10 protein-coding genes and 1 other RNA gene are annotated in these 9827 nt (G+C 65.5%); 3 read left to right on the top strand and 8 right to left on the bottom strand.

Annotated features, from left to right (window positions below):
- Positions 1-284 precede the first annotated feature (284 nt).
- From truA to def, 3 genes are read right to left on the bottom strand one after another with little or no spacing between them, the layout of a single operon-like run.
- The gene (truA, locus tag AC628_RS33480) at positions 285-1022 is read right to left on the bottom strand and encodes a tRNA pseudouridine(38-40) synthase TruA (RefSeq protein ID WP_074130990.1); all 738 of its coding nucleotides are present in this window, start codon (positions 1020-1022) and stop codon (positions 285-287) included.
- A complete protein-coding gene (gene fmt, locus AC628_RS33475) occupies positions 1022-1957 on the bottom strand; it encodes a methionyl-tRNA formyltransferase (protein WP_074130989.1) in 936 nt (311 codons plus the stop codon). The genes truA and fmt overlap by 1 nt, the downstream gene beginning before the upstream one ends.
- A gap of 41 nt (positions 1958-1998) precedes the next feature.
- Positions 1999-2526 carry a peptide deformylase gene (gene def / locus AC628_RS33470; protein ID WP_074130988.1) on the bottom strand — a complete coding sequence of 176 codons (528 nt, stop codon included), beginning with the start codon at positions 2524-2526 and terminating at the stop codon, positions 1999-2001.
- A gap of 170 nt (positions 2527-2696) precedes the next feature.
- Between def and AC628_RS33465 the strand changes: the two genes are divergently transcribed.
- Positions 2697-3905, top strand: coding sequence for a DNA recombination protein RmuC (locus tag AC628_RS33465; protein WP_074130987.1), 1209 nt, complete (start codon positions 2697-2699; stop codon positions 3903-3905).
- Positions 3906-4051: 146 nt separating this feature from the next.
- Entirely contained in the window at positions 4052-5425 is a 1374-nt protein-coding gene (locus AC628_RS33460; protein ID WP_074130986.1) for an AmpG family muropeptide MFS transporter, read from the top strand.
- A 102-nt stretch (positions 5426-5527) separates the two neighbouring features.
- Here AC628_RS33460 and AC628_RS33455 read toward each other — a convergent pair whose 3' ends face one another.
- The 5 genes from AC628_RS33455 to ffs form a co-directional block, all read right to left on the bottom strand.
- A complete protein-coding gene (locus tag AC628_RS33455; RefSeq protein ID WP_168193506.1) occupies positions 5528-5956 on the bottom strand; it encodes a hypothetical protein in 429 nt (142 codons plus the stop codon).
- Positions 5957-6202: 246 nt separating this feature from the next.
- Positions 6203-6808, bottom strand: coding sequence for a recombination mediator RecR (gene recR / locus AC628_RS33450; RefSeq protein ID WP_074130985.1), 606 nt, complete (start codon positions 6806-6808; stop codon positions 6203-6205).
- Between the two features lie 91 nt (positions 6809-6899).
- Positions 6900-7220 (bottom strand): YbaB/EbfC family nucleoid-associated protein, encoded by a 321-nt coding sequence (locus AC628_RS33445; protein ID WP_074130984.1) that lies wholly within the window; start codon positions 7218-7220, stop codon positions 6900-6902.
- A gap of 21 nt (positions 7221-7241) precedes the next feature.
- Positions 7242-9083, bottom strand: coding sequence for a DNA polymerase III subunit gamma/tau (locus AC628_RS33440; RefSeq protein ID WP_074130983.1), 1842 nt, complete (start codon positions 9081-9083; stop codon positions 7242-7244).
- Positions 9084-9194: 111 nt separating this feature from the next.
- Positions 9195-9291: signal recognition particle sRNA small type (gene ffs / locus AC628_RS33435), an RNA gene on the bottom strand.
- 111 nt (positions 9292-9402) lie between these two features.
- Between ffs and AC628_RS33430 the strand changes: the two genes are divergently transcribed.
- Positions 9403-9822 carry an HIT domain-containing protein gene (locus AC628_RS33430; RefSeq protein ID WP_050419929.1) on the top strand — a complete coding sequence of 140 codons (420 nt, stop codon included), beginning with the start codon at positions 9403-9405 and terminating at the stop codon, positions 9820-9822.
- Positions 9823-9827: the final 5 nt, after the last annotated feature.

The raw sequence follows: 9827 nt of genomic DNA, 5'->3' as shown, positions 1-9827 counted from the left end.
CGCACGGAAGCTGCTGATCTATGCCAACACTGTCGTCCAGCGCGGAACGCCTTGGCTCGAAACAACCGTCACGGCTTAATGGTTGCTACGAGACCATTCTCACCGCCTGGACAAAAAACATCGAAAACAACCCCATGCACAGTAGGGATTGTGGCCGCAAGTAATCCACCCGCACCAGATGCGGTAGTCCGCGTAGGATGGGTGGAGCGCAGCGATACCCATCATCCCTCGGCGAAAGCGATGGGTATCGCTTCGCTCCACCCATCCTACGAAGTCACTTCCGCCTAGTAATCCACCCGCATCAGATAGAGCCCGTCCGGCGGCGCAACGGGGCCGCAGGCGGCGCGGTTGCGGGCGGTGAGTGCGGCGAAAAGATCGTCCGCGCTCCAACGGCCCTCGCCGACCCAGACCAGCGAGCCGACCATCGAACGCACCTGGCTGTGCAGGAATGAGCGCGCCGACGTCACGATGTTGATGGCAGCGCCGTCGCGGGTGACGTCGAGCTGGTCGAGCGTCTTCTCCGGCGACTTGGCCTGGCACTCGGTGTCGCGGAAGGTGGTGAAATCGTGCTTGCCGAGCAGCCGCTGCGCAGCGGCGTGCATCGCGTCGGCATCGAGCGCGCGCGGCACGCGCCAGACGCGGCCGACGTCGAGCGCGAGGTTCGCGCGGGTGTTGGTGATGCGATAGAGATAATGCCGCCTGGTCGCCGAGAAGCGTGCCTCGAAATCGTCGGGCACGATGTCGGCCGCGAGCACGGCGATCGGATCGGGCCGGAGATGCGCGTTCAGCCCGTCGCGAAAGCGGCCCGGCGGAAAATGCTTGGCGATATCGCAATGCGCGACCTGGCCGCGCGCGTGCACGCCGGCATCGGTACGCCCTGCGCCATGGACGCGCACATCCTCGCCGCAGATCGCCTTGACCGCCGTCTCCAGCGCGCCCTGCACGGTCGGCGCGGTGTCCTGGATCTGCCAGCCGGAAAACGGCGTGCCGTCATATTCGATGGTGAGCTTGTAGCGGGGCATCAGGTGAGCCGCGCGGGCGGCTTCAGCGGCGTGCCGCGCAGGAAGTCCGCCGCCTTCATCGGTCCCTTGCCGGCGCGCTGAAGCTCGATAATCCGGACCGCGCCATCGCCGCAGGCGATCGCAAGATGATCGTCGAGCACATCGCCCGGTTCACCCGCGCCCTTCGCCAGCTCGCAGCGCAGGATTTTCAGCCGCACCGGCTCGCCTTCGCCCGAAAGCTCGCACCAGGCGCCGGGGAACGGCGACAGTCCGTGAATGTGCCGCAGCACCGTATGCGCCGGTTGCGTCCAGTCGATTCGCGCCTCGGCCTTCTCGATCTTGGCGGCGTAGGTGACGCCGTCCGCGCTCTGCTTGGTCAGCTGCAAGCCGCCGCGCTGCAGCGCGCCCATCGCGCGCACCATCAGGTCGGCGCCGAGCGGCGCCAGCGCGTCGTGCAGATCGGATGCCGTCATGCTGTCCGTGATCGGCAGCCGCTCGGCCATCGCGACGTCGCCGGTGTCGAGGCCGACATCCATCTTCATCACCATCACGCCGCTCTCGGCGTCACCCGCCATGATGGCGCGGTTGATCGGCGCGGCACCGCGCCAGCGCGGCAACAGCGAAGCATGCAGGTTGAAGCAGCCGAGCTTCGGCGCGTCGAGAATGGCCTGCGGCAGGATCATGCCGTAGGCGACGACGACCGCGGCATCCGCGTCATGCGCGCGAAACGCCTCGAGCGCTTCCGGTGTCTTCAGCGTCTTCGGCGTCAGCACGGGAATGCCGAGCCGGCGCGCCTCCTGCTCGACCGGCGTCGGCTGCAATTGCAGGCCGCGCCGACCACCGGGCTTCGGCGCGCGGGTGTAGACGGCCACGACCTCATGGCCGTGCGCCACCAGTTCCAGCAATGTCGGCACGGCGAAATCGGGCGTGCCCATGAAGATCAGGCGGAGAGGCATGCGATCAGATTCTTCCGGGCGTGAGACAGCCGATGGCGCGCCTAGTCCGCTGCGCGCTTGGCGGCCTTCTCGAATTTCTTGAAGACGCGGTCGCGCTTCAGCTTCGACAGATAGTCCACGAACAGCACGCCGTTGAGATGGTCGATTTCATGCTGGATGCAGGTGGCGTAAAGCCCCTCGGCATCCTCCTCATGCAGCTTGCCGTCGAGGTCGGTGAAGCGCAGGCGGACCCGCGCCGGACGCTCGACCTCCTCGTAATATTCGGGGATCGACAGGCAGCCCTCTTCGTAGACCGACAGCTCTTCCGAATGCGAGATGATCTCCGGATTGATGAACACCCGCGGCTGCGGCGTGGTCTCGCCGTTCTCGTCGCGCTTGGCGAGGTCCATGGTGATCAGCCGCAGCGGCTGCGCGACCTGGATCGCCGCAAGTCCGATGCCGGGCGCATCATACATGGTCTCGAGCATGTCGTCGGCGAGCTTGCGGATCTCCGGCGTCACCTTCTCGATCGGTTTCGACACCAGCCGCAACTGCTTGTCCGGCAGGATGATGATTTCTCTTAAAGCCATGGCGGCGATTTAAGCTGCGGGCCTGATGCGGTCAATGCGCTCAGGAACCCGTTAGGACAACCTTAACCACGTTTCTTTACCCCCGGTTAACCAAGAAAATTCGGAAAGCATTTACCATAAGTGTTCCCTCTTCGTTCGCGTCCCACAGCGAATCGGCTACAACGGACGGCATGAACGAGATTCTGCTCACGATTGGCGACCTTGCGGTCCGCGTTTCCGACGCGCTGATCGGGCTTGGCGCGCTGGCGCTGATCCTGCTGTTTGCCATCGCCCTGGTGATCGCGCGGGCCAGCCGGCGCGGCGCGGAACTCGCGATGGCCCAGGCCATTCGCGCCGACGAGCTGGAGGAGCGGCTCGCCGACATGCTGCGGGCCCAGAGCGAATCCTCCGGACGGGTCGACGCCATGGCGCAGGCGCTGGCCGGCCGCCAGGCCGAGATGGCCCGCGCCGTCAACGAGCGGCTGGACTCGGTGACCCACCGGGTCGGCCAGTCGATGGAACAATCGACCCGCAACACGATGGATTCGCTGCGCGTGCTGCACGAGCGGCTCGGCATCATCGACCACGCCCACAAGAACCTCAACGAGCTCACCACCCAGGTCACGACCTTGCGCGACGTGCTCGCCAACAAGCAATCGCGCGGCGCGTTCGGCCAGGCGCGGATGGAGGCGATCGTCCAGGACGGCATGCCGAAGGGCTCGTACGAGTTCCAGCACACGCTGACCACGGGCAAGCGGCCGGATTGCGTGGTGTTCCTGCCCGACCAGCGCCCGCTCTGCATCGACGCCAAATTTCCGCTCGAGGCGATGACCGCGCTGCACGATGCGCGCAGCGACGAGGAACGCAAATCGGCCTGCCAGCGGCTGCGCGCCGACGTGCTGAAGCATGTCAGCGACATTGCCGAAAAATACCTGATCCCTGGCGAGACACAGGACACCGCGCTGATGTTCGTGCCGTCGGAATCGGTCTATGCCGAGATCCATGACGGCTTCGACGACGTGATCCAGAAGGCCTATCGCGCCCGCGTCGTGCTGGTGTCGCCCTCGCTCTTGATGCTGGCGATCCAGGTGATGCAGCAGATCCTGAAGGACGCCCGCATCCGCGACGCCGCCGACCAGATCCGCAACGAGGTGATGCACCTTGGTGACGACCTCGGCCGCCTGCGCGAGCGCGTACTCAAGCTGCAGACCCATTTCGGCCAGGTCAACGAGGACGTCAGGCAGATCCTGATCTCGGCCGACAAGATCGAGAAGCGCGCCGGCCGCATCGAGGAACTCGACTTCAGCAAGTCCGAGACCCCGATCGAGGTGCCGCGTTTCGTCAAGCCCGCCGCCACCGACCTGTTCCCCGCCCCGCGCAAGCTGCAGGCGGGGGAGTAGGCAGCAGTTTCGCCACAAATGCGGTGTCATCGCCCGGCTTGACCGGGCGATCCAGTATCCCAGAGGCGGCAGTCGGGCGCGCGTACGTCTACGTGAAGCCGGGCGATGACAGTCTTTTTGCGGCCGAATCTGGTAACAACTCCCCTATGACCGCACCTGAAGCGACGTCAGACGCGTCCGTAAAGCCGCAGGAGCCCGCCGCCACCTCATGGCGCGACGGCTTCGCGGTGTACCTGCAGCCGCGGGTGCTGATCGTGCTGCTGCTCGGCTTCTCGTCGGGCCTGCCGCTGGCGCTGTCGGGCTCGACGCTGCAGGTGTGGATGAAGGAGGCCGGGGTCGATCTCGGTACCATCGGGTTGCTGGCGCTGATCGGCACGCCCTACACGCTGAAGTTCCTCTGGGCGCCGCTGGTCGACGCGCTGCACGTCCCGCTGTTCACGCAAGTTTTCGGACGCCGCCGCGGCTGGCTGCTGCTTTCGCAGCTGCTCTTGATCGCGGCGATCCTGGTGCTGGCGGTGGCCGATCCGGCACGCTCGCCGTGGTTTGCCGCCTTCGCTGCGCTATTGGTCGCAACCGCCTCCTCGACGCAGGACATCGTGGTCGATGCCTTCCGCGTCGAAAGCCTGCCCGAGAGCGAGCAGGCCGCCGGCATGGCGTCCTATGTCGCGGCGTATCGCGTCGGCATGCTGGTCTCGACCGCCGGCGCGCTGTTCATCGTCAGTGGGTTCGAATCCGCTGGCCTCGCGCGCTCGTCGGCGTGGATGTGGGGCTATGTGGTGATGGCCGCGCTGGTCGTGATCGGCATCGTCACGGCGCTTGCCGCGACCGAGCCGGCGCAATCGAAAGGCGCGGAGGCGGCCACGCACGCGCAGAACGCAGCGGAACGCGTGTTTCATGCGGCGCTCGGCGCATTCTCCGAGTTCCTCAGCCGCAAGGACGCCTTCGCGGCGCTCGCCTTTGTGGTGCTGTTCAAGTTCACCGACGCGTTTTCCGGCACCATGACCGCGCCGTTCGTGATCGACATCGGCTTTTCCAAGGTCGATTACGCGGCGATCGTGAAGGGTGTCGGCCTCGCCGCGACCCTGATCGGCGGCTTTGCCGGCGGCTTCGTGGCACGGCGCTATTCGCTCGCGCAGAGCCTGTGGATCGGCGGCGTGCTGCAGGCGGTCGCCAACCTCTCATTCTCCTGGCTCGCGCATGTCGGCGTCGATCAATGGGCGCTGGCGCTTGCGATCACCGCGGAGAATTTCACCAGCGCGATCGGCACCGTCATCTTCGTCGCCTATCTGTCGGCGCTATGCCGCAACCCGCTGCACACCGCGACGCAATACGCGCTGCTGACGGCGCTCGCCGCGGTCGGCCGCACCTATCTGTCATCGGGCGCGGGCTATGTGGCCAAGGCCGTCGGCTGGCAGATATTCTTCGTGATCTGCGTCCTGGTCGCGGTCCCGAGCCTGATCCTGCTCGCCTGGCTGCAGCGGCGCGGGCACTTTGATGAATTGGGGCCGGTGCGAGTCTAGCTCAGCCGCCGTAGCCCGGATGGAGCGAAGCGCAATCCGGGAAACCTCTCGACTGGCACGACCGTCCCGGATTTCGCTTCGCTCCATCCGGGCTACAAGAACCTACTTCGCCACCACGCTCCATTTGGTGACGATGGCTTCGCTCATCTCTCCGGCGTCCCTGGCGCAGGCGACCTCGTCGACCTTCACCGAGATGGCCTTGCCGGAGAGGCTCTTGAGCTGCGCAGCCTGGGCGTCGTTGGTCGGAATCAGCTGGAAGGTTTCCGGCCCGGTTTCGAGATTGCACAGACCGTTCGGCGGCGGCAGGCGGCGCGGCTCGCTGGTGATCTGGTAGGTCGCGACGCGCTTGCCGCGGTTCTTGGCATCGCGCACCTTCATGACGCCGAGTTCCCCCGACAGCACGTCGCCGGCGTGGATCATCTTGCCGGGCTTCTGCGGCGCATCGCTCTGCTGCGCGATCGCGCCGGGCGCGACGAACATTGCCGCCAGAAACGCAAAGCCCAAGCGTACGCCGAATCGGTGTGTCGTCATTTTCAGGTGTTCCGTAGCTGATCCGTCAGAGCGTGGATGACCGTCCCCGAATCGTCATCCACCCTATCATTTTGTTTAAGCGCGATCTTTTCGACTTGTGACTGATCGCTTGCAAACGCTGCCGCGTCTGGCCTTCGAGCGTGCGCTACGGCGCGATGAGATTAGGTTGAATCGTCATCGCGCCTTAGCTCTTTGTTTGAGCATGATCTTTTCGGAAAACCGCTTCGCATTTTTCCGGATCATGCTCTAGAACAGCGTCCGCTGCCGCATCGCAGCCGATAGCGTACCTTCGTCGAGGTAATCAAGCTCTCCGCCGACCGGCACGCCATGCGCCAGCCGCGTCACCCGCACATTGGCGTCCGCCAACAGGTCGGTGATGTAATGCGCGGTGGTCTGGCCATCGACGGTCGCATTCAAAGCGAGAATGATCTCGCTGACCTCGGGCGCGTGCGCGCGCGCCACCAGCTGGTCGATGGTGAGATCCTGCGGACCGACGCCGTCGAGCGGCGACAGCGTTGCGCCGAGCACGTGATAGCGGCCATTGGTTGCATTGGCGCGTTCCAGCGCCCAGAGATCGGCGACATCGGCGACCACGACGATGATCGAGGGATCGCGGCGCGGATCGGTGCACACCGTACAGGGGTTTTGTGTATCGATGTTTCCGCAGGTCTTGCAGACCTGGATCTTGTCGATCGCAACCTGCAGCGCCGCGGTCAGCGGCGTCATCAGGGCTTCGCGCTTCTTGATCAGATGCAGTGCCGCGCGCCGCGCCGAACGGGGACCTAAGCCCGGCAGCCGCGCCAGCAACTGGATCAGGCGTTCAATCTCGGGACCGGCAACGCTTGCAGCCATTAGAGCATGACCCGGAAAAGTGCGAAGCGGTTTTCCGAAAAGGCCATGCTCACTAAAGAGCGATGATGATTCATCTCGATCTCGCTGCGCTCTAGGTCGAACCAAATCCCGGCGGCAGGCCGAGCCCGCCGGTCAGCGCCATCATCTTCTCCTGCATCGCCGTCTCGGCCTTGCGGCGGGCATCGCCATGCGCGGTGACGAGCAGGTCCTCGAGCACCTCGCGCTCCTCCGGCTTCATCAGCGACGGATCGATCTTGATGCCCTTCACTTCCATCTTCGCGGTCATGCGCACACTGACCAGGCCGCCGCCGGAAATGCCCTCGACCTCGACATTGCCGAGTTGCTCCTGCATCTCCTGCATCTTGGATTGCAGCTGCGCTGCCTGCTTCATCATGCCGAGAAAATCAGCCATGCGTGCGCTCCTGTAATCAGATCAATCGTCGTCGCTGTCGGAAGTTTCAATCGGGTCTTCGCCGGTCGCATCCGCCACCGGAACCTCGGCGGCGAGGCGGCGGACCTCGATCACCTTGGTGCCGGGAAAGCGCGCCAGCACCTCCTGCACCCGCGGATCGGCCTCCGCGGCGCGCTGGTGCTCGCTGCGCGCCAGTTCGTTCTGCGAACGCACCGTGGGCTGGCCGGCCTCGTTGGAGATGATCACGGTCCAGCGCCGCCCGGTCCACAGTTCGAGCTTGCGCGACAGGTCGGTGACGAGCGCGCGCTGCGCCTTCGGCTCCAGTGCGATCTCGAGCTGGCCGTCCTCGATGCGCACCAGCCGCACATCGGCCTCCAGCGCGCTCTTGGTCATGATGTCGCGCTTCTCGCCGGCGAGCGCGATCAGCTGCGGAAAGCTCGTGATCCGAAGCGTCGGTGCAGCATCGGCGACCGGTGCCGCCATCTGCGGACGCGCGGCGAGATCGGCGCGCGGGGAAGCCTGCGGCGCGCGCACCGGGGCCGACGGCATTGCCGACATCGCCGAAGCCGGCGCACCGCGTGACGGTGACGAGGCGGCGGAGCCTGACGTCGCGGGCGCCGCGCCGCCGCCATTCTGCTCGATCATCCGGATCGCTTCATCCGGCGTCGGCAGGTCGGCGACATAGGCGATCCGCACCAGCACCATCTCGGCGGCAGCCGCCGGGCGCGTCGCGGTCTGCACCTCGGCGATGCCCTTGAGCAGCATCTGCCACATCCGCGACAGCACCCGCATCGAGAGCTTTGCGGCGAACTCGCGCGCACGCACCCGCTCGGTCTCGCCGAACGCGACATTGTCGGCCGTTGCCGGAATCGCCTTCACGCGGGTGACGAAATTGACGAACTCGGCAAGGTCCGACAGCACCACGACCGGATCGGCGCCGACATCATACTGCGCGCGGAATTCGGTGAAGGCGGCGGCGAGATCGCCGCGCGCCAGCGAATCGAACAGGTCGATCACACGGGTGCGGTCGGCAAGGCCGAGCATCTGCCTGACCGCGTCGGCCTTCACATTCCCGGCGGCATGCGCGATCGCCTGGTCGAACAGCGACAGCGAATCGCGCACCGATCCCTCGGCGGCACGCGCGATGATGCCGAGCGCCTCGGGCTCGACCTCGACGCCTTCCTTGGCCGCGATATTGCCGAGATGCTTCATCAGCACGTCGGCCTCGACGCGGCGCAGATCGAAGCGCTGGCAGCGCGACAGCACCGTGATCGGAACCTTGCGGATTTCGGTGGTGGCGAACACGAACTTGGCGTGCTCCGGCGGCTCCTCCAGCGTCTTCAGGAAGGCGTTGAAGGCCGCCGTCGACAGCATGTGGACTTCGTCGATGATGTAGACCTTGTAGCGCGCGCTGGCCGGCGCATAGCGAACGCTGTCATTGATCTGGCGGACATCGTCGACGCCGGTGTGGGACGCGGCGTCCATCTCCAGCACGTCCATGTGCCGGCTTTCCATGATCGCCTGGCAGTGCACGCCGAGGTCGGGCATGTGGATGGTCGGCCCCTTCACCGAACCGTCCGGCTTGGCATAGTTCAAGGCACGGGCGAGGATGCGCGCGGTGGTGGTCTTGCCGACCCCGCGGACGCCGGTGAGGATCCAGGCCTGCGGAATTCGCCCGGTTTCGAACGCATTCGAGACGGTGCGGACCATGGCCTCCTGGCCGATCAGGTCCTCGAAGCTGGAGGGGCGGTATTTGCGGGCGAGAACGCGGTACGGCTTGGCGGTATCAGGCGCGCTGCCGAGATCGAAGCCACTCTGGCCTTCGCCGTCGGGCGGTTGGGAGGGGGCGCCAGCGTCATTCATGCGTCGATCCGCAACTTAAGGGTCTCTTGCAGCCGGCGTGCGGATGGGAGCCGAAATCGAGCGCCGGGCGCGGAAACCGCCATTCCAGCGCGATTCGCTCGGAAAAAACAGGTAGGAGACTGACGAGCGACCCGATCCGGACCTCGTTAGGGCTGCTTCCTTCCGGACCTGACCCGGTTGGCGAGTGGCTCGTCCACCGCCAATCTCCCGGTCCCTATTTGGGGCCAAAAGCGCCGGAAAGCAAGCGGCCTGACCGGCTTTGTAGGGCTTGGCTTTGCGGGGCTTGTCTGGGAACACGGAAAGGCATTATTTGCCCCCCATGCCCGCCTCCAACTGGTCGCTGCATTCGCAGCTCAAGAAAGACACCATCGACATCGGCGACCTGCCGCTGTGCAAGGTGCTCGTCATCAAGGATGCGCATTATCCCTGGCTGCTGCTGGTGCCCCGGCGCGACGGCGCGGTCGAGATCATCGACCTCGACGAGGTCGAGCAGGCGCAGCTGATGACCGAGATCACCCGCGTCTCGCGGGCCCTGAAAGAGGTCACCAAATGCGACAAGCTGAATGTCGCAGCCCTCGGCAACCTCGTCCCGCAGCTTCACGTCCATATCATCGCGCGCCGTACCAGCGACGCTGCATGGCCGCGTCCCGTTTGGGGCGTGATGCCGCCGCTGGCGCATGACGCCGAGGAAGTGCAGAATTTCATCAGCGCGCTTCGCCGCAAGATCTGGTTGGGTTGAGATTC

Source organism: Bradyrhizobium sp. NAS96.2 (assembly GCF_001908235.1).
Classification (GTDB): Bacteria; Pseudomonadota; Alphaproteobacteria; order Rhizobiales; family Xanthobacteraceae; genus Bradyrhizobium.
This window is presented reverse-complemented; position numbering and strand designations above follow the sequence as displayed.

Excerpts from the sequence above, each read along its gene's own strand:
- truA (WP_074130990.1), bottom strand. The coding sequence starts at position 1,022 with ATGCCCCGCTACAAGCTCACCATCGAATATGACGGCACGCCGTTTTCC.
- fmt (WP_074130989.1), bottom strand. The coding sequence starts at position 1,957 with ATGCCTCTCCGCCTGATCTTCATGGGCACGCCCGATTTCGCCGTGCCG.
- def (WP_074130988.1), bottom strand. The coding sequence starts at position 2,526 with ATGGCTTTAAGAGAAATCATCATCCTGCCGGACAAGCAGTTGCGGCTG.
- AC628_RS33465 (WP_074130987.1), top strand. The coding sequence starts at position 2,697 with ATGAACGAGATTCTGCTCACGATTGGCGACCTTGCGGTCCGCGTTTCC.
- AC628_RS33460 (WP_074130986.1), top strand. The coding sequence starts at position 4,052 with ATGACCGCACCTGAAGCGACGTCAGACGCGTCCGTAAAGCCGCAGGAG.
- AC628_RS33455 (WP_168193506.1), bottom strand. The coding sequence starts at position 5,956 with ATGACGACACACCGATTCGGCGTACGCTTGGGCTTTGCGTTTCTGGCG.
- recR (WP_074130985.1), bottom strand. The coding sequence starts at position 6,808 with ATGGCTGCAAGCGTTGCCGGTCCCGAGATTGAACGCCTGATCCAGTTG.
- AC628_RS33445 (WP_074130984.1), bottom strand. The coding sequence starts at position 7,220 with ATGGCTGATTTTCTCGGCATGATGAAGCAGGCAGCGCAGCTGCAATCC.
- AC628_RS33440 (WP_074130983.1), bottom strand. The coding sequence starts at position 9,083 with ATGAATGACGCTGGCGCCCCCTCCCAACCGCCCGACGGCGAAGGCCAG.
- AC628_RS33430 (WP_050419929.1), top strand. The coding sequence starts at position 9,403 with ATGCCCGCCTCCAACTGGTCGCTGCATTCGCAGCTCAAGAAAGACACC.